The sequence below is a fragment of the Kushneria halocnemicola genome (genome assembly GCF_965650455.1).
In the GTDB taxonomy this organism is placed as follows: Bacteria; Pseudomonadota; Gammaproteobacteria; order Pseudomonadales; family Halomonadaceae; genus Kushneria.
On the sequence record NZ_OZ287968.1, the window covers coordinates 693627 to 717684 of the forward strand.

A 24058-nucleotide genomic window follows, 5' to 3' on the forward strand; every position below is an offset into this window, starting at 1 on the left:
CACATGAGTAAACCGCTGATACTGGCGCTCTCCAAGGGTCGAATTCTCAAGGAGACGCTGCCGTTGCTGGCTGCTGCCGGCATTGAGCCGCTGGAGCCGCTCGACAAGAGCCGAAAACTCTTGTTCGACACCACGCTTGAAAACGTCAAGCTGGTCATTTTGCGTGCTGTTGATGTGCCGACCTATGTGCAGATGGGCGCCGCCGACGTGGGTGTGGCCGGCAAGGATGTTCTGCTCGAACATGGCGCCCAGGGGCTCTATGAACCGCTGGATCTGGATATTTCCCGCTGTCGCCTGATGACGGCGGGTATCGAGGGCGTTACCCCCGGGCGTGCCCGGCGTCGTGTGGCGACCAAGTTCGTCAATATCGCCCGGCGCTACTACTCGGGACTGGGTATTCAGGCCGAGGTCATCAAGCTGTACGGCGCCATGGAACTGGCGCCGCTGATGAATCTCGCCGATGAGATCGTCGATATCGTGGATACCGGCAATACCCTGCGTGCCAACGGTATGGCACCGCGCGAGCTGATCGCTGATATCAGCACGCGTCTGGTGGTCAACAAGGCCTCCATGACCGTGGAGCACGCGCGACTGGGGCCGTTGATCGAGCGCATGGGACAGGCCGTGGAAGCGCGCCGTTACAGCGACATGTCGTCCTGAGTTCGACCGGGTACTGACCGGTCAGCCGGCGCAGGACGCTGCTCTATCGGTGTCGCATGATACTTTCCGGCACAGGCCGGAATGCAAGGAGTCATTCAGGCGTGATGGACAAGCAGAGCATACATCGACTTTCTACACAGCAGCCGGATTTCGATACCCGGCTGGAAGCACTGCTGGACTGGGAAAGCGTTTCAAGCGCCGAGGTCCAGCGCAGCGTGGACGCCATCATTGCCGATGTTCGTCGCCGCGGCGATGCCGCCGTCATGGATCTCACCCGTCAGTTCGATCGTCTTGACGTTCAGGATATGTCGGCACTGACATTGAGCGCCGAGCGACTGGAACAGGCATGGCATGGGCTGCCGGAAGCGCAGCGCCAGGCACTGGCGGTGGCGGGTGATCGCATTCGGGCCTACCACGAACGCCAGAAGCCCGAATCCTGGTCCTATGAAGAAGCCGACGGCACCATGCTGGGGCAGAAGGTGACACCGCTCGACAGGGCCGGCGTCTATGTGCCCGGTGGCAAGGCCGCCTATCCGTCATCGGTGCTGATGAATGTCATTCCGGCCCACGTGGCTGGCGTGAAAGATATTGTCATGGTCGTACCCACACCGGATGGCGTGCTCAATGAGCTGGTGCTGGCCGCGGCCCATGTGGCCGGCGTGGCCCGCGTCTTTACGGTTGGCGGGGCGCAGGCCGTGGCGGCACTGGCGTTCGGGACCGAAACGATTCCGAAGGTCGACAAGATCGTGGGGCCGGGCAATATCTTTGTGGCCACGGCCAAGCGCGCGGTGTTCGGACAGGTCGGCATCGACATGATTGCCGGACCCTCGGAAATCCTGGTGGTCTCTGATGGCGGCACCGATCCGGACTGGCTGGCGATGGATCTATTCTCGCAGGCCGAGCACGATGAAGACGCTCAGGCGATTTTGATCAGCTGGGACGCGCAGCATCTGGAGGCGGTGGCACAGAGCATCGAGCGGTTGCTGCCCACGCTTGAGCGTGCCGACATCATCCGCGAATCGCTGTCGCGCCGTGGCGCCCTGCTTCAGGTCGATGACGAGGCGCAGGCGCTGGCACTGGTCAATCGCATCGCGCCGGAACACCTGGAGCTTTCGGTGGCCGAGCCGCAGCGGCTGGCAGAGCAGGTGCGTCATGCCGGTGCCATTTTCATGGGTCGCTATACGGCCGAGGCGCTGGGCGATTACTGCGCCGGGCCCAACCACGTGCTGCCCACTTCCGGCACGGCGCGTTTTTCCTCGCCGCTGGGGGTATATGACTTTCAAAAGCGCTCGTCGCTGATTCAGTGCTCACCGCAGGGAGCGTCAACGCTTGGGAAAACGGCGTCCGTACTGGCAAGAGGCGAGTCGCTGACGGCGCACGCCCGCTCGGCCGAAAACCGTATCGACAGCGACCGCGACTGATCTTCAAACGCTGTCAGTCATCAATCGCCGGTCAGCTCTCGGGCTGTGCCGGCGTTACCGGCCGACTGGGGCGCTCGCCCACACTCACGTTGACGCCAAACCGCTTGCCGCTGCGATAAAGCTCGACCGGCAGCTGTTTGCCGGGCTCGATCTCGGCGATATCCACCATGGCGGTCTGGGCATCCAGCAGCGGCTTGCCATCGATCGACAAAATCAGATCGCCCACCCGAATGCCGGCCTGTGCCGCCGGGCCACCCTCCACCACATCCGATACCACGACCCCGCGTGGGGCGTTGATATCCAGCGACGAAGCAAGGCTTGAACTGACCTCTCTTGCCTCGATGCCCAGCCAGCCCCTGACCACCCGCCCACGGGTGACCAGATCGTTGAGGATGCCATGCGCCAGGTTGGTAGGGATGGCAAACCCGATGCCCTGTGATCCACCGGTACGTGAAAAGATGGCCGTATTGATCCCGACAAGCGCGCCTTCGGCATTGACCAGCGCGCCGCCTGAATTGCCCGGATTGATGGCGGCATCCGTTTGAATGAAATCCTCGTAGGCGTTGAGCCCCAGATGATTGCGGCCGGTGGCGCTGATGATGCCCATGGTCACGGTCTGTCCGACGCCGAAAGGGTTGCCGATGGCCAGAGCAATGTCGCCGACACGGGTATTGGTCGCATCGGCAAGGTCGATGACCGGCAGGTTGTCGAGATCGATCTTGAGAACGGCCAGATCCGTTTCCGGGTCGGTGCCGATGACGGTCGCCAGCGTCTCGCGGCCGTCACGCAGGGCAATCTGGACTTCATCGGCACCGCTGATCACGTGGTTGTTGGTCAGGATGTAGCCTTCATCGCTGACGATGACGCCCGAGCCCAGACTCGAGAGCATGCGTCGCCGGCCGGACTGGCTGTTGCCAAAGAACTGCTCAAAGAAGGGGTCGGACATCAGTGGATGATGGTCGCGCTCGACCAGGCGCGATGAATAGACATTGACCACGGCCGGCGCTGCCTTTTGAACGGCGTCGGAGTAGCTTGCAGTCCCCGGACCGCGGTGCAGAGGCGTGGCATCGCGCGTGATCGGCGGTGTGCGCTGTACGGGGGGCGTGGCAGCCTGCATGGCGGGCGGGGTAGTGACGCTCGGCCCCTGGCGGCTGTCACCGGCAGGGCGCTCGCCACTGTCGATGATCTGCGGCATGTGATCCAGCAGTACCAGCGCCAGCAGCACGCCGCACACGACAGGCCAGATCAGGGGCACCAGAAATCGGCGCATGACAACATCCTTTTGAAACAGACAGCGCTGGGCTGCAGACTTGCAGAGTATCGGGATCCGGCATGCACGGTATGAGCTCGGTCTTTTGGCACGCAGATCGCATTGACGTATTAGAGTGGGGCGAGTTTATCACCGAGGCATCAGCAATGTCCGATGCAGGCGTTACACTTTCAGGAATGGATGACCGGGAGAGACGACATGAGCACACGCAGGGTATTACTGGATGACATGCAGGCGCTGCTGACGCCGGAGCGTTTTAAGGATTTTACCGTCAACGGACTGCAGGTCGAGGGCCGCGATCAGGTGACGCGCATCATGAGTGGTGTGACGGCCAGTCAGGCGCTGCTCGATGAAGCGGTGGCATGGCAGGCCGACATGGTGCTGGTCCATCACGGCTATTTCTGGAAAAACGAGCCGGTGGCCATTACGGGCATGAAGCAGCGCCGTATTGCGACACTACTGGCACACGACATCAACCTGGTGGCCTGGCATCTGCCGCTCGATGCCCACGCAACGCTTGGCAACAACGTGCTGCTGGCCGGCCGCATGGGCTGGGAGGTGCAGGGTGTGCTTGACGGCGAAATGGGGCAGGGGCTTTTGTATCATGGCGAGATGGCCGAGTGCTCACAGCAGGCGCTGACCGAACGGTTCCAGCAGCGTCTTGATCACACGCCGCTGATGATTTCGGGCCATGATCGGCCCATCAAGCGTATTGCATGGTGCACGGGCGGGGCGCAGGACAAGATCATCGAGGCGGCAGAAGCCGGCATGGACGCCTTTGTGTCCGGTGAGGTGTCGGAGCGAACCACGCATCTGGCCCGCGAAATGGGGATCACCTATTATGCGGCCGGCCACCACGCCACGGAGCGTGATGGCATTCGTGCGCTGGGCGAATGGCTATCGCAGCGCCACGAGGTCGAACACCGCTTTGCCGATATCGATAATCCGGTATAGCGGCTGCCGGCGCACCGACAGCTGCCCTGGGATCAGTAGCGGGGCGGTTGTGGTGCAGCGCTGTCGTCTTCCTGCTTCTGGCGCAGTCCGTAACTCTCATCGAGCGTGCCATTGCTGTCGGCGTAGTCGCGCGGCACGTGAAGCGATGCCGCCTCTTCCTCGCTATCTTCCGGTGTGTCGACATGGCGCTGACGCTTGAGCGCCGGGTCGCTGGTCATGCTTTCGGCATCTGCATCAAGTCGTGTCTGGAGCTCTTCACTCTGACGAGTGATATTGCGAGCCAGTGCCATGGTATCGGCAAAATGCGTATTTACGTTGTCGCGTAATCCCTTGAGCTCAAGCTCGGTTTCAGCGAGTCGCTGCTTGAGTTTCTGGCTGGTCGCTCGCTGATTTCCCGAGAAATGGCGGATCAACACGCCGATCGCGATGCCTGCCAGCAGCGCCACAATGGCGACTACCCAATCAATATTGCCTTCGTTCACCAGAATTCCCCTCTTCGATGCTGATTGCACGCACGACCGGCGTGACCATGCGATGGGCCATTATAGAAGGCGTAATGTTGTTCGGGTCAATTCACTCACGACATAATCGTGCCCATCAGCGATGACAAATCACCGGCCGCAGGGCGAATCAGGCTGTGTCACGCTGTACAATCATGGGTACCCGATCTTCTGCAAGGCACCAGACAACATGTCCAGACTTTCCCCGCGAGAACAGTACCGGCAGGATCTTGAACGTGAAGGCTTTCAGCATGACAGCTCTCAGGAAAAGGCAGTCGAGCATCTGCAGCGTCTTTATGACGCGCTGACGAGCAGACCGCGACCCACGCCTTCAACCGCGGCGGCACAGGAAAGCGGGCTCAAGTCCAGAATGTCGGGTTTTTTTGGCAAAAAAAGTGCTGCATCCGCGCCCACAGCCCCTGCCGAACCGGAGATCAAGGGGCTTTATTTCTGGGGTGGCGTGGGGCGTGGCAAGACATGGCTGGTGGATACCTTCCACGACAGTCTGCCCTTTGATGACAAGATGCGTACGCACTTTCATCGCTTTATGCAGCGTGTCCACAAGGAAATGGAGGCTCACAAGGGCCAGAAAAATCCACTGACCCTGGTGGCGGCAAAATTTGCTGAAGAGGCCAGAGTCATCTGTCTCGACGAGTTCTTCGTCAAGGACATTACCGATGCCATGATTCTGGGCAATCTGCTTGATGCGCTTTTCGCTCAGGGCGTGGTGCTGGTCACCACTTCCAATATCGTGCCGGATGAGCTGTACAAAAACGGGCTGCAGCGTGATCGGTTTCTGCCTGCCATCGACCTGCTCAATCGTCACTGTGAAGTGGTCAATGTCGATGCAGGCATCGATTATCGAATGCGTACCCTGACCCGCGAAGAGGTCTTCCATACGCCTGCCGATGACAGTGCCGATGACGCCCTGCAGGAGAGCTTTGTTCACCTTGCCGGCGAGTCCGGTGAAGAAGACACGCTACGCATTAACGGTCGTGCGCTAAAGGCGCGCCGCTGTCATGACGGCGTGGTCTGGTTTGATTTCAAAACGCTTTGTGACGGGCCGCGCAGTCAGAATGACTATATCGAGCTCTCGCGCCAGTATCACAGCGTCTTGATTTCCAATGTGCCGGTCATGGGGGCGGCCATCGAGGATCAGGCCCGTCGTTTTATCAATCTGGTGGATGAGTTTTATGACCGCGCCGTCAAGCTTGTGATGTCGGCCGATGCCGAGCCCGAGGCGCTCTACAGCGGCGGAGAACTGGCGTTTGAGTTCGAGCGCACGGTCTCGCGTCTCCAGGAGATGCAATCAAGCGACTATCTGGCGTTGACTCACAAGCCCTGACTGTGATTAACCCCTTGTTCGCGGGGGGCTGGCTCTGTACAATGCGCGCTCGCTTATCGTTGTTGTCTCTGCCTGCAGGGCAACAACCAAGAAAAATAGGGATTGGCAGAGCGGAAGCAGTGCTCTCGCCACAACCATGGTGATTCATACATGAAGACGTTCAGCGCCAAACCGCAGTCCGTGCAGCGCGACTGGTATGTCATCGACGCTGCAGACAAGACTCTGGGTCGACTGGCTACCGAGGTCGCTCGCCGTCTGCGCGGCAAGCACAAGCCCGAATATACCCCTCACGTTGATACCGGCGATTACATCGTCATTGTCAACGCCGAGAAGGTCCGTGTGACCGGCAAGAAGTCCTTTGCCAAGCAGTATTATCGCCATACCGGTTATCCGGGCGGCCTGCGTTCGATGAACTTCGAGCAGATGATCGATCATGCGCCGGAGCGTGTCATCGAAATCGCTGTCAAGGGAATGCTGCCCAAGGGCCCGCTGGGTCGCGCCATGTATTCCAAGCTCAAGGTTTATGCCGGTGGTGAGCATCCTCACGCGGCGCAGCAACCTCAGGCACTGAATCTCTAAAGGAACATTTTCATGGCACAGCAGCAGTACTACGGCACAGGCCGCCGCAAGACCTCCACCGCACGCGTTTTCCTGCGTCCGGGCAATGGCACTATCACGGTCAACAAGCGTGAGCTCAATGAATACTTCGGCCGCGTTACAGCCCAGATGGTTGTACGCCAGCCGCTCGAGCTGACCGAGCTGACCAACCAGTTCGACATCTATGTCACCGTTCAGGGTGGCGGCGGTTCTGCACAGGCAGGCGCCATTCGTCACGGCATCACTCGTGCCCTGATGGAATACAATGAAGAACTGCGTACACCGCTTCGCAATGCCGGCTATGTGACGCGTGATGCGCGTATGGTCGAGCGTAAAAAGGTTGGTCTGCGCAAGGCACGTCGTCGTCCCCAGTTCTCCAAGCGTTAAGCTTCGACGTCATGTCTCAAGGCGCCCGGGTGTTTTCCCGGGCGTTTTTGTGTCTGCATGACGGTTTTTCCATATCCGTTGAAACGCTGTGGTTGCCAATCCGGCAACCCGAGACGTGCGCTCTCGTGTTATCATCCAGCTCGTCATTAAAGTGAGGACTTTCTATGGGTGTTGTGGCCAAACGATCGTCAATGACGTTCTACACAGGCAGTGACGACCATTACAGCCATCGCGTCAGGATCGTGCTGGCCGAGAAGGGGATTTCCGTTGATATCATTGAGGTCAACGATGAGCATCGTCCGGCGGAGCTGGCCGACCTCAACCCCTATAATAGTGTGCCGACACTGATCGATCGTGATCTGGTTCTTTATGAATCCAAGGTCATGATGGAATACCTGGATGAACGTTTTCCGCATCCGCCGCTGTTGCCGGTTTATCCCGTGGCGCGTGCCCAGAGCCGTCTGTGGATGCATCGTATCGAGCGCGAATGGTGCCCGATGGTGGAGCGTATTCTGTCGCCGGGCTCCAAAAAGGAAGTCGAGCAGGCCCGAAAGGAGCTGCGCGAGAGCCTGATCGGTATCAGCCCGATTTTTGAAGATATCCCGTTTTTCATGAGCGAAGAGTTTTCGCTGGTGGATTGCTGCCTTGCCCCCATCCTTTGGCGTTTACCGGCGCTGGGTGTTGATCTGCCCGAACAGCAGGTCAAACCACTGATGGGCTATATGGAAAGGCTGTTTGCGCGGGATGCCTTCAGGGCATCGCTTCTGGAGTCGGAGCGAGAGCTTCGCAGCTGATCGGATTTCGCTACAGGCACCTGATGTCCTGCAGCAAGCGTGCTGATTGATGCACAGGGTCTGACATTTCGATGCATTCTTCAGTGAGGTGACAACATGCATTCCAGCCGTCCCTATCTGATTCGTGCGCTGTATCAGTGGCTGCTGGACAACGACTGCACGCCTTATGTCGTTGTCGATGCCGAGCGTACGGGTGTGGTGGTACCAGAGCAGTTCGTCCAGAACGGCCAGATTGTTCTCAATATTGGCCCGGGCGCCGTGCGAGAGCTTTTCATGGAAAATGACATGGTGGCATTCAATGCGCGCTTTGGCGGTCAACCGATGACCGTTGAGCTGCCCATTGATGCCATTGTGGCCATCTATGCGCGTGAAAACGGCGTGGGCATGGTCTTTGGCCAGGAGCCCGTCATGCCGGATGCCGATTCGGGCGTTGCCGAGCCGGATGGCGATGACCTTGACGAGCGTGACTCGCATCTGGGCGCGGTGGCCAAAACGGACGAGGAAGGCGGTAATGACAGCGATGATGACGACGACGATGGTTCGCGTCCTCGCAAGGGGCGCCCGTCCCTGAAGGTCATCAAGTAGCGATCTGATCCAGTGCCGCAATACCAACGGACCCGCTGTAGAAGCGGGTCCGTTTTTTTATGTCGCGCGCACCGTTATGCAGGGTCAGGCGTCGATATACTCAAACGCCTTGACGATACGCTCCACTCCACTGGTCTGCGAAACCAGTCGAACCAGATAGTCCGCTTCGCTTGCGCGAACCATGCCCATCAGATACACCGTGGCGTTTTCGGTCAGAACCCTGACCCGGTCGCTATCAATGCGGTTGCTGGCCGTAATGCGTGTCTTGACGCGTGAGGTCACCCAGGTGTCCTGCAGCCGCTGCTGTGTTGAACTGTTGGGGCCGACGCTGAGTTCGTTGCGCAGGTGGCGAACGCCCTGAAGGCGCGTGGCAAGCTCACCCGTCTGCGTTTTCTGGGCGTCGCTGCCTACCTGACCTGTCAATAGAACAAAGCCGTTATAAACGTCGACGTTGATATGCGTATCATCAAGGCTGTCATTGGCGCGAATGCCGTCCCAGAGCGTGCGTGCGATTTGGGTATCCTGATCGATGGCATAGCTGGTACGCGTACCATAACCGGTGCTGCCGGTGATGGTGCTGCAGCCGCTGGCGACAAGCGTGGCACCCAGCAACAGGGCGGCCGCTACCCGGGGGAGTGTGCGCTTATTCATTGCTGCCAAAGAGTTGGTGGTCGATCAAATCGCACAGGCAGTGAATGGCCAGCAGATGCACTTCCTGGATGCGAGCGGTAACGGTGGCCGGTACACGAATCTCACAGTCTTCCTGGCCCAGCAGCGAGGCCATGTTGCCGCCATCGCGGCCGGTCAGGGCGACAACGATCATGTCGCGATCGTGCGCGGCCTGAATCGCCTGAATGACGTTGGCAGAATTGCCGCTGGTCGAGATGGCCAGCAGCACGTCGCCGGGCTGACCGAGCGCTCGTATCTGCTTGGAAAACACGTCGTTGTAGCTGTAGTCGTTGGCGATCGAGGTGATCGTTGACGTGTCCGTGGTCAGTGCCAGAGCCGGCAGGCTCGGGCGTTCACGCTCGAAGCGGTTGAGCAGCTCGGAAGAGAAGTGCTGGGCATCACCGGCGCTGCCGCCGTTGCCGCAGGTCAGGATCTTGCCGTCATTGATCAGGCTTTGAACCATGATCTGGCTGGCGGCCTCGATGAAGGGCGGCAGGACCTCGCTCGACCAGGTCTTGACGTCGATGCTGGCGTTGAAGTGATCGATGATGCGTGATTGAAAGTCCATGGCACTCTTCAAATGGTCAATGGCGTTGTATTCCCGCAGCGTCGCGGCGGGGATCAAAAGGCGTCAAAAGCGCTTTTGATCCACTCAAAGTGCAGGTGCTCCGGAGGCTCACCCGTCACCCCTACCGCGTCAAAGCGACAGGGGCATGATAACCGCTTGTCGAGCAGATAAAAACGTGCCGCCCGGATCAGCTTTCGCTGCTTGGCAGGGGTGATGGTTTCAAGCGGAGAGCCATGCGAGGCGCTGGCGCGATAGCGGACTTCAATAAAGACCAGATACTCGCCATCGCGCATGATGAGATCGGTTTCGCCGCCTCGTACCTGCTGATTGCGGGCAATGGTGTAAAGTCCCTGGCCCTCAAGCCACCGCGCGGTCAACGACTCGATGTCGTGACCGCGCTGTCGGCTGCTGAAGGGTCGAAAGGCCATGTCGACTCAGGGCAGCGACGGCTGGCCGTTGCGAAACATCGCCCAGGGCAGGGTGCGAACGATCCGGCCATCCTGCCCGGGCGCCAGCCGGCCGGTGGCGCCGTAGAGTTCAAAACCGCCAATGGCGCTCATGACCGGCAAACGGCGTGCCAGCTCAAAGGCATCGACCCCCATGGCGTGAAGCTTGATCAGTGCCGGCTGGTCGTTCTGGACAAGGCGTTCGCGAGTGGATTCAAAGGGCAGCGCGTCGCTGCCGCCGGATGCTGCTTCAGGAATCAGCCAGGGGATGTCTACGAACATTACGTCATCAAGGTCGTGATCCAGTCTCGGCTGGGGCGAGCCTTCATAGACGTGTGAGGTCGCGTAGATGGGCAGGTCTGCTGCGTCATAATAATCAAGCGTGGGCGGCACCTGTCGGGCATAGCCGGGCAGGGCCAGCAGAAACAGCATATCGGGCCGGCCGCGGCCGCTGTTCACGACGGATTTGACCGAGGAGGTGGCAGAAGCTGACGGGTCGTAGTTCTGGACGCTGACCAGATCACCACCATTTTGCTGCCAGCTTTTCTGGAAAGCGCTCAGGACACGGCTGCCCCATTCATTGTTGGGCACCATGACGCCGGCGCGGTGGTGGCCGTCAAGCTGGGCGCGCTGCGCTGCCTGGCGTGCTTCGTCCTCGGCGGACAGACCGTACTGGAACAGGTTGCGGGCGCTGTTGTGATCGTGCGTGCCGTAATTGAGTGCCAGCGTCGGCAGGGCCACACCGTCACGGGTTTCCAGCTGGGAAACCTGTTCCTTGCTGAGCGGACCGATCACGGCCTGAGCGCCTTCCATGGTGGCGCGCGCGTAGAGGCTCTCCATGTCCTGACCGGTCGTGTCGTAAAAGACCAGCTCCGGGACCTGGTCGCCCTGGCTGCGCACATCGTCGGCGCGGGCCTGGATGCCTTCACGCACTGCGGTGGCGATGGACTCGAGCGGCCCGCCCTGGGGCAGGAACACCGCGATCTTTCGAATCTCCTGATCCCGGATTTCATCCAGGGTGCTCAGATCCGTGGGAAGACGGCGAGAGGCCGGGTGGCGTGAGTTGTTGGACTGCCAGCGGCTGATGGCATCGGTCAGGGTGCTGATGTTGGCGCCCTGTTGACGCTGCAGGCGTGCAAGTTCCACCCACCCGGCCGCCACGCTGCCCTGCGCAGACAGCTGATCGAGCTGGCCCGGGTCGAGGCGATTGAGCTGGCGCCAGATGGTGTCGTTGAGCTGCGTATCCCCGGTGCGCTCCTGAAGGGCGGTCAGGGTCAGAGCCGACTCGAAAGGCTCGTTGTTCATGGCCTGAGCCAGACCGCGACGCTCGATCAGCGTGTTTCTTTCGCTGTCCGGCATCGCCACGTTGCTGTCGAGAATGCCGGTGGCATTCAAAACGGCCTGCGGGTCCTGCATTTCCAGTGCGGCGCGCGAGGTCAGCAGCGCCCAGCGAAGCTGCTGCTCGGAGGGGAGTGCCGAGCGGTCAATGTTGTTGGCCACTTCCAGTGCGCGCGTATTGTCACCCTGACGCTGCAGTATTTCGGCTGCCTGAAGACGCGTCGCTGCCGCCTCGCTGCCCTGCTGCTGCTGGGCCTGGCGCAAAAGATCATCGGAGGACTGGCCGCCAAAGCGATCAACAATGCCCGATGTGCCGGCACAGCCTGCCAGTGTCAGTGCCACCATGGCCGCGCCGGCCAGTCTGGTAAGAGATGTTCGCATACCTGGGCATTTCCTTTTCTTGCCGGTCTCCATGATGGCGCCACGGCGTGGCGTCCGCGAACTGCACGGCGTACCATGCAGCTCCAGTCGAGCCTGTAATGTTTTTTGCCATGACACGGGCCAATCCGAAAGCAGTTAACGCGTCCGAACCAGTGTAGTGTGATGACATGAATAGTTTTAGCAAGGGCGCATTGTACGTGGTTGCCACACCGATTGGTAACCTTGATGACCTCTCCAGACGTGCCATGGATACCCTGGCACAGGCCGATCTTATCGCGGCTGAAGACACCCGTCACAGCGTGCGTCTGCTCGACCATATCGGGGTGCGCGTACCGCTGATATCCCTTCACGAGCATAACGAAACCTCACGAATCGAGCGCATCAAACAGGCCCTTGATGACGGTCAGCGCGTCGCCCTGATCAGCGATGCCGGCACACCCTTGATCTCGGACCCGGGCTATCGCCTGGTGCAGGCACTGCGCGCGGCGGACTACACCATTGTTCCCATTCCAGGTCCCAGTGCGCTGATCACGGCGCTCAGTGCCGCCGGGCTCCCGACCGAGCGTTTTTTGTTTGAAGGCTTTCTGCCGGCCAGGGGGTCGGGGCGACGCAAGCGTTTAAACGATGTCGTCGAACTGCCGGTCACGCTGGTGTTTTATGAATCGCCTCACCGTATCAGCCAGCTTCTGGAAGATATCGATACCGTATGCGGCGAGCGTCATCTGGTCATCGCACGCGAGCTGACCAAGACCTTCGAAACCTTTTTGCAGGGCACGGCGCGCAGTCTGCTTGAGCGCATGGCCGAGGACAGCGATCAGATGCGCGGCGAGTTTGTGGTCATGATGGCGCCGGCGCCGGAAAAGGCGCTTACCGGCAGCAGCCAGGTCGATGCCGATCAGCTGCTGTCCTCGTTGCTGGAAGAGGGGGTAGGGGTCAAGCAGGCGGCGGGTGTGGCAGCCCGCATTCTCGGCGGGCGCAAGGGCGACTGGTATCAGCAGGCTCAGCAGCTCAAGGACAGCGCATTACGTAAATAATTGTTGCCAGGGCGTCACGAATCGCCTTGCACAAGGATAAAAATGGTTAACGCGCTTGGAGCCGGGGTTCGGCACTGATATTCTTGCGCGCTTGGGAGTCGGCCGGACAGTCGCCGCTGGACCTTCGGGTTCGGGGGAGGAAAGTCCGGGCTCCACAGGGCAGGATGCCAGGTAACGCCTGGGCGGCGCGAGCCGACGGAAAGTGCAGCAGAGAGTAGACCGCCCAAGCGGTGTCGAGTCTCTCGATGCCGACGGCAAGGGTGAAAGGGTGCGGTAAGAGCGCACCGCGCGCCTGGTAACAGGTCGTGGCAAGGTAAACCCCATCCGGAGCAAGACCGAATAGGAACCCATTGGCGTGGCCCGCGTCGGGTTCGGGTAGGTTGCTTGAGGCGTTCGGTGACGAACGCCCTAGAGGAATGACTGTTCTCGACAGAACCCGGCTTACAGGCCGACTCCCACCTGTTTTCCCTTGAAACATCCCTTGAGCCCTCATGAATCAGACCCCAGGTATCCGGCAAGACCACAAGCATGAAAGCGTCCTGCTTGAGGGTGCCGTCGATGCCCTCGTTCAACGACCGGATGGCCTCTATCTGGACGGCACATTCGGGCGTGGCGGGCACTCCCGCGCCATTCTGGAGCGCCTGAACGATCAGGGGCGTCTTGTCGCCATCGACCGGGACCCCGATGCGCTGGCCGCAGCGGCGGCCATCGACGACGCGCGATTTTGCATGGCCCGCGCTACCTTTGCCGATCTGGGCGAGGTGGCGCACCAGCAGGGGGTTCATGGCAGGCTTTCCGGCATTTTACTGGATGTCGGCGTTTCTTCTCCCCAGCTTGACGATGCCAGCCGCGGTTTCAGCTTCATGCGTGACGGCCCACTGGACATGCGCATGGACCCCGACGCCGGCATCAGTGCCGCCCAGTGGATTGCCGAGACGCCCGAGCGCGACATTGCCGATGTTTTCAAGCGTCTGGGCGAGGAGCGCTTCGCCAAACGACTGGCACGTGCCGTGGTAGAGCGGCGCAAGGAAGCCCCCATCACCCGTACCGTAGAGCTTGCCGAGCTTTTAAAGACGGCCCATCCGGCATGGGAAAAGGGGCGCCATCCCGCCACGCGCGCCTTTCAGGCCATTCGTATTCACCTCAACGATGAGCTGGGCCAGCTTGAGCGCGCCTTGAGTGCCGCGCTCGAGGCGCTGGCCCCCGGCGGGCGTCTGGTGGTCATCAGCTTTCACTCGCTGGAAGACCGTCTGGTCAAGCGTTTCATCCGCGACAAGTCGCGGGGCGATCAGCATCTACCCCGTCATATGCCACTGCGCGAAGACCAGATCCAGCGGGACATGGCGCCCGTGGGCAAGGCCATACGCCCGGACGAGCAGGAAACCGGAGCCAACGTTCGTGCCCGAAGTGCGGTCATGCGTGTCGCGCGCAAGCTGGGACAGGAGGGCTAGTTCATGGCCGAACGCGCGCCGGGAGCGTCTTCACGCGGACAGTGGCAGTGGCCCTTTCGGCTTCGCCTGACGTTTGTGCATGCCATTATTCTGGTGCTGGTAGTGCTGGTTATCGTGTCAGCGCTGGGTGTCATCAGCACGGCCTATCACACGCGATCCCAGTATGCGCGGCTGCAGACCATGGAGCGTCAGCACGATCAGCTCCAGACCGTCTGGAGCCGTTTGCTGCTTGAAGAAAGTACCTGGTCGACCCCGTCACGCATCGAAAATCTGGCCCGTGATCGTCTTGAGATGCACGTGCCGGACGTTCATCACACCAGGGTCATGCGGCCATGAGCGAACAAAACCGCCGCGTTGGACGCAATGCCCGCATGTACGGTCGTGAGCCGGCAGCCAGTCACGTGGCGGCGATGCCGATCTGGCGTTACCGAGTGGTGCTGGCGGTCATCTTCATGGCCATGGCGGTACTGGTGGGACGTATCGTCTATCTACAGGTGGTCGATCATCAGTTCCTTCAGGGGCAGGGGGACTCCAGAACCATCCGCGTGCAGAACATCGATGCCCACCGCGGCATGATTACCGACCGCGACGGTGAGCCGCTGGCGGTCTCCACGCCGGTGGTCACTCTGTGGGCCAACCCGAAGGATCTTCCCGAGGACCCGGTACAGCTGGCCCGGCTGGCGGAGGCGCTGAATGAGCCCCCCTCCGATTTCATGGCGCGGGTGCAAAACTACCGTGACAAGGAGTTCATGTATCTCAAGCGCCGAGTGACGCCCGAGCCTGCCGCTCGCGTGCTGGCGCTCGATATTCCCGGCGTGCACGGCCGTCACGAGTACAAGCGCTATTACCCGGCCGGTGAAGTAACCTCGCAGCTGGTCGGCATGACCAACATCGACGATCACGGTCAGGAAGGCCTGGAGCTTGCCTTTGATCGCTACCTCTCCGGGCGCCCGGGTCAGCGCCGTGTGCTGCAGGACCGCAAGGGGCAGCTGGTACGCGATCTACACATGATCCGCGAGGCCCATCCCGGCGGGGATGTGACACTTTCGATCAATCTGCGCCTGCAGTATCTGGCCTATCGTGAGCTCAAGGCGGCCGTTACCGAGCACAACGCCGACAGCGGCACCGTTGTGATGATGGATGCGCACTCCGGTGAAGTGCTGGCCATGGTCAGCCTGCCGTCCTACAACCCCAACAATCGCACCAGCGTGGACCCGGCAGGGCTTCGAAACCGGTCGCTCACCGATGCCTTCGAGCCCGGCTCGGTCATGAAGCCGCTGGCGATGAGTGCCGGTCTCGAGTCGGGCAAGTTCACGCCGGACACGCCCATGGATACCAGCCCCGGCTGGATGATGGTGGATGGCTACACCATCAAGGACACCCGCAATTTCGGCCAGCTGGACATGACAGGCGTCATTACCCACTCCTCCAATATCGGCATGACCCATATGGCGCTGGCGCTTCCCGACGATGCAATCTGGAACGTTTACGACGCCATGAAGCTGGGTCATCCCACCGGACTTGGCTTCCCGGGTGAGGCCAGCGGCAGCCTGCCATCCCCGTTCAGCTGGTCCAAGGCCAAGCGGGCCACGCTCTCCTACGGTTACGGCCTGTCGGTCAATGCGGTCCAGCTGGCCAGCGCCTACACAGCGATTACCAACGACGGTAAGCAGCTGCCGCCGTCGCTGCTCAAGCTGAACAAGCCGCCCGAGGGCCATCAGGTCATGTCCCCCAAAACGTCCCATGAGCTGATCCGCATGATGGAAACGGTCGTGGAGCCGGGCGGTGGCGGCACGCGCGCGGCGCTTGAGGGTTATCGAGTGGCCGGCAAGACCGGTACCGTGCGCAAGGTGGGCAATACCGGCTACCAGAAAGAGGCCTATCGCTCCAATTTTGTAGGCATCGCGCCGGCGAGCAACCCACGCATTGTGACCGTGATCTCGATCGATAATCCCAAGGGCAAGCAGTACTACGGCGGTCTGGTAGCTGCCCCGATCTTTTCCAGGGTGGCCGGCAATGCGCTGCGCCTTCTGGACATTCCCCCCGACGATCAGAGCAAGGAGGCGCCTGGTGCCTGATTTGCCGACCGGCACGCTGGCCGATGCCATTACAAGGCTCTGGCCCGAAGCCGGGACGTTACAGCTGCCCGATGAGGCGCGGCTGGTGCTGGACTCACGCCAGGTTCAGCCCGGCGATGTTTTCGTGGCCCTGCCCGGCACAAGGGTAGACGGCCGTCAGTATATTGACCGGGCTCGTGACAGGGGCGCCGTGCTGTCGCTGGTGGCTGCGCCATGGCAGGAAAAGGCAGATGATCTTCTGATTCTTGAAGACCTGACGGGTCGACTGGGCCGGCTTGCGGCATTGGCGGCAGGCGTGCCGTCCTCGCTTGAGCAGATTGCGGTGACCGGCACCAATGGCAAGAGTTCGGTGACCCACTACATCGCAGCGCTCAGTGAGGCGCTGGCAACGCCTGCCGGCATGATCGGTACGCTGGGCAGCGGCCTCCCCGGTGCGCTGGATCGCGCCGGGCTGACCACGCCGGATGCGATTTCGCTGCAGCAGCGTCTGCGCGAACTGGCCGATGCCGGCGCCCGGCGCGTAGCACTCGAGGCGTCCTCACACGCGCTCGATCAGCAGCGTCTGAGCGGCTGTTATGTTCGAGCGGCCGTTTTTACCAATCTCAGTCGTGATCATCTGGACTATCACCCCAGCATGGCTGCCTATGCGGCCGCCAAGGCCCGTCTTTTTCAGCGCCCCGAGCTTGAACTGGCCGTCGTCAACGCCGATGACGCGCTCGCTCGTCTGATGCTGGCCGGGGTCAAGGAAGGCGTGCGGGTACTGAAAGTGGGCAGCGAGACGTCCCACGATTTTCAGGTGCGACGCTGGCAGGCAGAGCGTCTTGGCCTTGCCGCCACCCTTATGACGCCGGAAGGCGAGCGGCAGCTGTCGCTGGCACTGATGGGACGGTTCAACCTGGACAACGTTGTGCTGGCCATCGCCACCCTGTACGGACTGGGTAGCCCGCTTGATGCACTGCTGGAGGCCGCCGGTCGCCTTGCGCCGGTGCCCGGACGCATGCAGCTGCTGGCACGTCCGGGCGCGCCGGCGATCGTTGTGGACTATGCCCACACGCCGGATGCGCTGCGCAACGCGCTTCTGGCCCTGCGCGAACATGTGCCGGGTCGGCTCTGGTGCGTGCTGGGCTGCGGCGGCGACCGGGACAGCGGCAAGCGCCCGCTGATGGGCGGCGTGGCAGCGCTTCTGGCCGATGAGGTCGTGGTGACGGATGATAACCCCAGAGGCGAGTCACCCGACGAGATTCGTCGCATGATCCTGGGTGAAATGCCCGACGGCACGTCTGTCCGGGAAGTGCCCGGTCGTGCCCGGGCCATTGCAGAGGTCATCGAAAACGCTGAGCCGGGAGATGTGATCCTGCTGGCCGGCAAGGGGCATGAGGACTACCAGGAGATTCAGGGCGTTCGCCATCCCTTTAGCGATATCGATGTGGCGTCTCTGGCCCTGGAGGCGCACTGGCATGAGTAATACGCCGCAACGAATTATCGAAGCGCTGCGCTTGGCAGGGGAGGCCATCATCGACCCGCGCGGCGAGTTCGAGCACGCAGCGGCCTGTCGCATTGTGACCGATACCCGCCAACTTGCGCCGGGTGACGTGTTCGTGGCGCTGCGCGGTGAGCGTTTCGATGGCCACGACTTTCTCGAAACGGCCCATGACCGCGGCGCCGTTGCAGCCGTTGTCGATACACCGGTCGAGTCGGATATCGCGCAGCTGGTGGTGGCCGATACGCGCCTGGCACTGGGGCTTCTGGCTCGCTATCACCGGCTTCAGTGGCAGGGTCGACTGGCCGCCATTACCGGCAATAGCGGCAAGACCACCGTGCGTGCCCTGTGTGAGGCCATCCTGTCACGCAGTGCGCCAACGCATGCCACACGAGGCAATCTCAACAACGATATCGGGGTGCCACTGACGCTTTTGCAGCTGGATGACACCTGTGCGCAGGCCGTTATCGAAGCCGGCGCCAACCATACGGGCGAAATCGCCTGGACGGCGTCACTGGCGCGTCCGGATGTGGTGTTGATCAATAACGTCACCGACGCCCATATCGGGGAGTTCGGCAGCGCCGGCCATATCGCCCAGGCCAAGGCGGAAATCCTGTCCGGACTGACGGTCGGTGGCGTGGCCATTCTTAATCGCAACGATCGCTTTTACCCCCTCTGGGCGGCGCTGGCCTCAAACCATGAGGTACTGGATTTCGGTATCGATGTGCCTGCTCGCGTTCAGGCCGTTGATATGGCAAGCGACGAGGGCTTTTATCGGTTTACGCTCACCATCGATGGCGAGGCGCTCGGTCGGGTAGCGCTGCCCCTGATGGGGCGTCACAACGTCATGAACGCGCTGGGTGCGGCTGCCGTGGCCCATGCCATGGGCTGTGCACCGGCGCATATCCTGGTCGGATTGAACGAGGCCGAGGGCGTGGCCCGGCGAATGGTAATGATCGAAGGCATTCGCGGGACCACGCTGATCGATGACAGCTATAACGCCAATCCGGGCGCGATGCGGGCGTCACTGGATACCCTGGCGCAGCGGCCGGGGCCTCGCTGGTGCTTTCTTGGCGCCATGGGCGAAATGGGCTCCTATAGCGCCCGGGCACATGAGGCACTGGGGCAGTACGCGCGCGATCTTGATATCGATCGAGTGGTCACGATCGGCGCGCCCGCCAGGGCGATTTCAACCGCCGTCGGTACGCGCGGGTGCCATTTTGACGACTGGGCATCGATGATCGATTTTGCCCGTCAGTCCCTGCCCTCAAATGCCAGCGTATTGATCAAGGGCTCCCTTAGTGCCGGGATGGACCGTCTGGTCAACGCACTTCGATCAGAATCTTCAGGTGATGACTCATAATGTTGCTCTTTCTTGCCGAACTGCTTGCTTCCTTCCAAACCAGCTTCAGCGTTTTCGGGTATCTGACCCTGCGAATGATTCTGGCCACCCTGACCGCGCTTTTGATCTCGCTGATGATCGGCCCCTGGGTCATTCGTCGGCTGGTGGCCGGTCAGATCGGTCAGGCCATTCGTGACGACGGCCCGCAGTCGCATCTGTCCAAGGCCGGCACGCCCACCATGGGGGGCGTAATGATTCTGATGTCGATTGCGATCTCCACGCTGCTGTGGGCCGATCTTGGCAACCACTATGTCTGGCTGGTGCTGCTGGTCACGCTGGGGTTCGGGGCCATCGGCTGGGTGGATGACTATCGCAAGGTGGTCGAAAAGAATCCGCGTGGGCTACCGGCCAAATGGAAATATCTGTGGCAGTCGGTGATCGGTCTTGGCGTGGCTGTCGCACTTTATTTCACGGCATCCTCGCCGGTGGAAACCAGTCTGATCGTGCCGTTTTTCAAAAGCATTGTGATCCAGCTCGGCCCCTTTTTCATTTTGCTCACCTATCTGGTGATTGTGGGCAGCTCCAATGCCGTCAATCTGACCGATGGGCTGGACGGGCTGGCGATCATGCCGACCGTACTGGTTGCCATGGGGCTGGGGGTTTTCGCCTACGCCAGCGGCAATGCCATGTTTGCCGAGTACCTGCATATTCCTTCGGTGCCCGGGGCGGGCGAGATGGCCGTGTTCTGCGGCACCATCATCGGCGCGGGGCTCGGGTTTCTCTGGTTCAACACCTATCCGGCCCAGGTCTTCATGGGCGATGTCGGCGCGCTGGCGCTGGGTGCAGCACTTGGCGTGGTGGCCGTGGCCGTACGACAGGAGATCGTGCTGTTCATCATGGGCGGTGTCTTTGTCATGGAGACGGTGTCGGTCATTTTGCAGGTTGCCTCGTTCAAGCTGACCGGTCGACGCATCTTTCGCATGGCGCCGCTGCATCACCACTTTGAGCTGAAGGGCTGGCCCGAGCCGCGTGTCATCATCCGTTTCTGGATCATTACCGTGGTACTGGTGCTGCTGGGTCTGGCGACCCTGAAAATCCGCTGACATGACATCGACTGACATGCTGATCGGGCCGCATCATAGCGTTGTTGTCGGGCTGGGCCGTTCGGGGCTGGCCATTGCCGAGTACCTGAGTCGGCGGGGCGAGCCCTTTATCATGGCCGATACGCGAGACCGGCCGGCCGGGCTGTCCGATTTCCAGCGCCTTTATCCCGACGTGCCGGTGCACTGTGGTGATCTGCGCAGGCTTGATCTTCAAAAGGTCAAAAGGGTTGTTTTGAGCCCCGGGGTGGATCCCCGCACGCCCGGTCTGGAACAGCCCGGTCTTGAGGTCGTGGGGGAGACGGCGCTGTTTGTAGAGGCGCTGAGCCAGCGCGCGAAGCGACCGATGCTGATTGCCATTACCGGCTCCAACGCCAAATCAACGGTCACAACGCTGGTGGGCGATATGGCCCGTGGCTGTGGCATCAATGTGGCGGTCGGGGGCAACCTGGGTACGCCGGCGCTGCGTCTTCTGGCGCAGCAGCCGACAGCCGAGTGCTTTGTGCTGGAGCTTTCCTCCTTTCAGCTGGAGACCACGCCGCAGCTCGGTGCCGATATCGCCGTCCATCTCAATCTCAGCAGCGATCATCTGGACCGGCACGACGGCATGGCAGGTTACGCCCGTGCCAAGCAACAGATCTTCAATGGTGCCGGTATTGGCATCATCAACCGTGATGACGCGGCCACTGCGCCCTTTGATCCAGCGCAGGTGGCGCGAGTCGTCTCCTTTGGCAGTGACATGCCGGGCAGTGACAGCGACTGGGGGCTGGCCGAGCTTGATGCAGCGGTCTGGCTCATGAAGGGGTCGCAACCGGTCATGGCGGCACGTGATGTCATGATGCCGGGGCAGCACAGTCTGCTTAACGTGCTGGCGGCGTTTGCCGTCGGCGATGAGGCCGGCTGGCCCCGTGACGGCATGGTCGATATCGTGGCACGTTTTGCCGGCCTGGCGCATCGCGCGCAGCGAGTGGCCGACATTGATGGCGTCACCTGGATCAATGACTCCAAGGGCACCAATGTGGGGGCGACGCTTGCCGCCATCGAGGGCATCGGGGTGACGCTGGCTGGTCGCCTGATCCTGCTGGCCGGCGGGGTCGGGAAGGGCGCTGACTTTACGCCGCTGGCCGAACCGCTTGCCCGCCACGCCCGGGTCGCGGTGGTCTACGGGCGCGACCGTGCGCTGCTGGCTCGCGCCCTGGGATCGGTGGTGACGGTCGTGGTCGTGGACACGCTCGAGCAGGCCATGCAACATGCAATGGGCGCGGCACAACCGGGTGATGCCGTATTGCTGTCTCCTGCCTGCGCCAGTCTTGATCAGTTCGACAACTTCGAAGCACGCGGAGAGGCCTTCTGCGCGTGGCTCAAACAGTGGCAGCCTCACTCATGAAACCTCTGGCAGAACGTTTTTCCACCGAGCGCCATGTCATCGATGGCTGGCTGGTGCTTGCGGCGCTCACGCTGATGCTCATCGGCTGGGTCATGGTGACGTCGGCGTCAACGGAAGTGGCCAACAGCCAGACCGGCAACCCGTGGTATTACAGCATTCGTCACGGCATTTTCGTGCTGGCCTCCATCACCATCGCGCTGGTGGTCATGCGTGTTCCTTCTGTCTGGTGGCGGGCCAATGGACCCACGTTGTTGCTCATTGCCGCCATCTTGCTGGCCGCCGTGCTGATCGTGGGTCGAGAGGTCAACGGCAGCCGGCGCTGGATCCATCTGGGGCCCATCAACCTTCAGGCCTCAGAAGTCGCCAAGTTCTGTCTGATCATCTACATCGCCGGCTATACCGAGCGCCATCTGACGCGGCTGCGCCGCAGCTGGTGGGGCTTCATGGCGCCCCTGATACTGACCTTTTCGCTGGGCATTCTGCTGATTCTGGAGCCTGACTACGGCGCCGCTGTCGTGATGCTGGCCGCCACCATGGGCGTGCTGCTGCTGGCGGGGGCGTCCCTGTGGCGCTTTGTGCTGCTGACCGGGGGCGTGGTGACTCTTGGCGCCTTTGTGGCGATATCAGAACCCTATCGTCTGGCCCGTATCGCAAGCTTTCTTGACCCCTGGGCCAATCAGTATGGTTCGGGATATCAGCTGACTCAGGCATTGATTGCCTTCGGACGCGGCGGTTGGAGCGGACTGGGGCTTGGCAACAGCGTGCAAAAGCTTTTTTACCTGCCCGAGGCGCATACCGATTTCGTCTTTTCCGTGCTGGCAGAAGAGCTTGGCATGCTGGGTGCCGTGGGTTCGGTCGCGCTTTTTGCCATTCTGGTCTATCGCTGCTTTCGTATCGGGCGCAATGCCGAAGAGAGCGGTCACCTCTTTGCGGCCTACGTCTGCTACGGCATCGGCATCATTTTTGCCTCGCAGTCCTTTATTAATGTGGCGGTCAACGCCGGGCTTTTGCCCACCAAGGGACTGACGCTGCCGCTTTTGAGCTATGGCGGGTCGAGTCTGATGGTGAGCGGGGCCATGGTCGGGCTGCTTTTACGCGTGGATGGTGAAACGAGAGGCCGCCGCCGCGCCGCGCGCAAGCGCTCTCGCAGCACGGCTACCGAGGTGCCGGCATGAATACATCCTCCGGAAAGGCACTGATCATGGCCGGCGGCACCGGTGGCCACGTGGTACCGGCGCTGTCACTGGCGCGGGCGCTGCAGGCAAGGGGTATAGAAGTGCACTGGCTGGGCACGCCGCGTGGTATCGAAAACACGCTGGTCCCCGAGGCGGGGATTGCGTTGCATCACGTCTCGATTGCCGGGCTGCGGGGCAACGGGGCGCTGGGTTGGCTCAAGGCGCCGTGGCGGCTTTTAAAGGCCGTGCATCAGGCGCGCCACATCATCAGGTCACTGGATGTGTCGCTGGTGGTGGGTCTGGGCGGCTTTGCCAGCGGCCCCGGCGGGCTGGCCGCCTGGCTGATGAAACGACCCCTGATCATTCATGAGCAGAACGCGCTGCCCGGTATGACCAACAAGGCGCTGGCCCGGCTGGCGCGTCGCGTGTATGCCGCTTTCCCCGGTGCCTTTGACGAGGCTCGACACCCGATCGTAATCGGCAACCCGGTACGCCAGGAGATTGCCGACATCGGTGCCGCCCCGCGCGGCATCGATACGCTGATGGGTCGGCCGCTGCGGCTGCTGGTGGTGGGCGGGTCGCTGGGCGCACAGGTGCTTAATGAACGTGTGCCGGCAGCGCTCGGTATGATGGCCGCCGATGTTCGCCCCGAGGTTCGTCATCAGGCCGGTCGGGACAAGGAGACCGCAACCGTTGCGGCGTATCAAAAAGCAGGTGTCGAGGCCACTGTGTCCGATTTCATTGGCGACATGGCGCAGGCCTATGAATGGGCCGACCTGGTGGTCTGTCGCAGCGGTGCATTGACCGTCAGTGAACTGGCAGCGGCAGGCAGGGCCTCGCTTCTGGTGCCGTTTCCGCACGCGGTGGATGACCATCAGACCATCAATGCAAACTATCTGGTTGAGGCCGACGCGGCGCAGTTGATCCCCCAGGCGCAGATGAGCGTGCAGGCATTGAGTGAGGCGCTTGCCGGGTTGCTGAACGCTCATCGTCTGCTGGAGATGGGGCAACGTGCCAGAAGCGTGGCGCAGCTGGAAGCGACCGATATCATGGCCCAGGGCTGTATGGAGACAGGTTTTGAGTAATCAGGTGCAGG

The 24058-nt window shown here is 61.4% G+C and carries 24 protein-coding genes and 1 other RNA gene; 19 read left to right on the plus strand and 6 right to left on the minus strand.

Annotated elements, in window-relative coordinates; genetic code table 11:
- Positions 1-3: 3 nt before the first annotated feature.
- Positions 4-660, plus strand: a complete 657-nt coding sequence (gene hisG / locus ACS92L_RS03035; RefSeq protein ID WP_115853434.1) for an ATP phosphoribosyltransferase — start codon at positions 4-6, stop codon at positions 658-660.
- Positions 661-764: 104 nt separating this feature from the next.
- Positions 765-2081, plus strand: coding sequence for a histidinol dehydrogenase (gene hisD / locus ACS92L_RS03040; protein ID WP_438768399.1), 1317 nt, complete (start codon positions 765-767; stop codon positions 2079-2081).
- A gap of 31 nt (positions 2082-2112) precedes the next feature.
- Here hisD and ACS92L_RS03045 read toward each other — a convergent pair whose 3' ends face one another.
- Entirely contained in the window at positions 2113-3351 is a 1239-nt protein-coding gene (locus tag ACS92L_RS03045; RefSeq protein WP_438766974.1) for a trypsin-like peptidase domain-containing protein, read from the minus strand.
- Positions 3352-3549: 198 nt separating this feature from the next.
- Between ACS92L_RS03045 and ACS92L_RS03050 the strand changes: the two genes are divergently transcribed.
- Entirely contained in the window at positions 3550-4305 is a 756-nt protein-coding gene (locus ACS92L_RS03050; protein ID WP_438766976.1) for a Nif3-like dinuclear metal center hexameric protein, read from the plus strand.
- A gap of 32 nt (positions 4306-4337) precedes the next feature.
- On the opposite strand, the gene ACS92L_RS03055 is transcribed toward ACS92L_RS03050, so the two are convergent.
- Complete coding sequence (locus ACS92L_RS03055) at positions 4338-4787, minus strand: YhcB family protein (protein WP_438766978.1); 450 nt, start codon at positions 4785-4787, stop codon at positions 4338-4340.
- Positions 4788-4995: 208 nt separating this feature from the next.
- Between ACS92L_RS03055 and zapE the strand changes: the two genes are divergently transcribed.
- From zapE to ACS92L_RS03080, 5 genes are all read left to right on the plus strand, one after another.
- Positions 4996-6150 (plus strand): cell division protein ZapE, encoded by a 1155-nt coding sequence (zapE, locus tag ACS92L_RS03060; protein WP_438766980.1) that lies wholly within the window; start codon positions 4996-4998, stop codon positions 6148-6150.
- Between the two features lie 150 nt (positions 6151-6300).
- Entirely contained in the window at positions 6301-6729 is a 429-nt protein-coding gene (gene rplM, locus ACS92L_RS03065; protein WP_115853430.1) for a 50S ribosomal protein L13, read from the plus strand.
- 12 nt (positions 6730-6741) lie between these two features.
- Positions 6742-7134 carry a 30S ribosomal protein S9 gene (gene rpsI / locus ACS92L_RS03070; RefSeq protein ID WP_438766982.1) on the plus strand — a complete coding sequence of 131 codons (393 nt, stop codon included), beginning with the start codon at positions 6742-6744 and terminating at the stop codon, positions 7132-7134.
- Between the two features lie 164 nt (positions 7135-7298).
- Positions 7299-7928: a stringent starvation protein SspA gene (gene sspA / locus ACS92L_RS03075; RefSeq protein WP_108843838.1), complete on the plus strand. Its 630-nt coding sequence runs from the start codon at positions 7299-7301 to the stop codon at positions 7926-7928.
- Between the two features lie 96 nt (positions 7929-8024).
- A complete protein-coding gene (locus ACS92L_RS03080; protein WP_438766985.1) occupies positions 8025-8513 on the plus strand; it encodes a ClpXP protease specificity-enhancing factor in 489 nt (162 codons plus the stop codon).
- An 84-nt stretch (positions 8514-8597) separates the two neighbouring features.
- Here ACS92L_RS03080 and ACS92L_RS03085 read toward each other — a convergent pair whose 3' ends face one another.
- Genes ACS92L_RS03085 through ACS92L_RS03100 form a run of 4 tightly spaced genes read right to left on the minus strand, consistent with a single transcriptional unit; the run spans position 8598 to position 11915 of the window.
- Positions 8598-9164 (minus strand): BON domain-containing protein, encoded by a 567-nt coding sequence (locus ACS92L_RS03085; RefSeq protein WP_438766987.1) that lies wholly within the window; start codon positions 9162-9164, stop codon positions 8598-8600.
- Complete coding sequence (locus ACS92L_RS03090) at positions 9157-9750, minus strand: phosphoheptose isomerase (protein ID WP_438766989.1); 594 nt, start codon at positions 9748-9750, stop codon at positions 9157-9159. The genes ACS92L_RS03085 and ACS92L_RS03090 overlap by 8 nt, the downstream gene beginning before the upstream one ends.
- Positions 9751-9803: 53 nt before the next feature.
- The gene (locus tag ACS92L_RS03095) at positions 9804-10178 is read right to left on the minus strand and encodes a YraN family protein (RefSeq protein WP_438766991.1); all 375 of its coding nucleotides are present in this window, start codon (positions 10176-10178) and stop codon (positions 9804-9806) included.
- Positions 10179-10184: 6 nt separating this feature from the next.
- Positions 10185-11915 carry a penicillin-binding protein activator gene (locus ACS92L_RS03100; protein ID WP_438766993.1) on the minus strand — a complete coding sequence of 577 codons (1731 nt, stop codon included), beginning with the start codon at positions 11913-11915 and terminating at the stop codon, positions 10185-10187.
- Positions 11916-12082: 167 nt separating this feature from the next.
- On the opposite strand from ACS92L_RS03100, the gene rsmI reads away from it, so the two are divergent.
- The 11 genes from rsmI (at position 12083) to murG (ending at position 24047) form a co-directional block, all read left to right on the plus strand.
- Complete coding sequence (rsmI, locus tag ACS92L_RS03105; protein ID WP_438766995.1) at positions 12083-12949, plus strand: 16S rRNA (cytidine(1402)-2'-O)-methyltransferase; 867 nt, start codon at positions 12083-12085, stop codon at positions 12947-12949.
- A gap of 94 nt (positions 12950-13043) precedes the next feature.
- An RNA gene (gene rnpB / locus ACS92L_RS03110) (RNase P RNA component class A) lies at positions 13044-13409 on the plus strand.
- A gap of 31 nt (positions 13410-13440) precedes the next feature.
- Positions 13441-14400, plus strand: a complete 960-nt coding sequence (gene rsmH / locus ACS92L_RS03115; RefSeq protein ID WP_438766997.1) for a 16S rRNA (cytosine(1402)-N(4))-methyltransferase RsmH — start codon at positions 13441-13443, stop codon at positions 14398-14400.
- 3 nt (positions 14401-14403) lie between these two features.
- Positions 14404-14736 carry a cell division protein FtsL gene (gene ftsL, locus ACS92L_RS03120; RefSeq protein WP_438766999.1) on the plus strand — a complete coding sequence of 111 codons (333 nt, stop codon included), beginning with the start codon at positions 14404-14406 and terminating at the stop codon, positions 14734-14736.
- A complete protein-coding gene (locus ACS92L_RS03125; RefSeq protein ID WP_438767001.1) occupies positions 14733-16478 on the plus strand; it encodes a peptidoglycan D,D-transpeptidase FtsI family protein in 1746 nt (581 codons plus the stop codon). The genes ftsL and ACS92L_RS03125 overlap by 4 nt, the downstream gene beginning before the upstream one ends.
- Positions 16471-17943, plus strand: coding sequence for a UDP-N-acetylmuramoyl-L-alanyl-D-glutamate--2,6-diaminopimelate ligase (locus tag ACS92L_RS03130; RefSeq protein WP_438767003.1), 1473 nt, complete (start codon positions 16471-16473; stop codon positions 17941-17943). The genes ACS92L_RS03125 and ACS92L_RS03130 overlap by 8 nt, the downstream gene beginning before the upstream one ends.
- Positions 17936-19321: a UDP-N-acetylmuramoyl-tripeptide--D-alanyl-D-alanine ligase gene (locus ACS92L_RS03135; protein WP_438767005.1), complete on the plus strand. Its 1386-nt coding sequence runs from the start codon at positions 17936-17938 to the stop codon at positions 19319-19321. Before ACS92L_RS03130 ends, ACS92L_RS03135 begins: the two co-directional genes overlap by 8 nt.
- The gene (mraY, locus tag ACS92L_RS03140; RefSeq protein WP_438767006.1) at positions 19321-20403 is read left to right on the plus strand and encodes a phospho-N-acetylmuramoyl-pentapeptide-transferase; all 1083 of its coding nucleotides are present in this window, start codon (positions 19321-19323) and stop codon (positions 20401-20403) included. The genes ACS92L_RS03135 and mraY overlap by 1 nt, the downstream gene beginning before the upstream one ends.
- A gap of 1 nt (position 20404) precedes the next feature.
- The gene (gene murD, locus ACS92L_RS03145) at positions 20405-21787 is read left to right on the plus strand and encodes a UDP-N-acetylmuramoyl-L-alanine--D-glutamate ligase (protein WP_438767008.1); all 1383 of its coding nucleotides are present in this window, start codon (positions 20405-20407) and stop codon (positions 21785-21787) included.
- Complete coding sequence (gene ftsW, locus ACS92L_RS03150; RefSeq protein ID WP_438767010.1) at positions 21784-22962, plus strand: putative lipid II flippase FtsW; 1179 nt, start codon at positions 21784-21786, stop codon at positions 22960-22962. The genes murD and ftsW overlap by 4 nt, the downstream gene beginning before the upstream one ends.
- Positions 22959-24047 (plus strand): undecaprenyldiphospho-muramoylpentapeptide beta-N-acetylglucosaminyltransferase, encoded by a 1089-nt coding sequence (murG, locus tag ACS92L_RS03155; RefSeq protein WP_438767012.1) that lies wholly within the window; start codon positions 22959-22961, stop codon positions 24045-24047. The genes ftsW and murG overlap by 4 nt, the downstream gene beginning before the upstream one ends.
- The last annotated feature ends 11 nt before the right edge of the window (positions 24048-24058 follow it).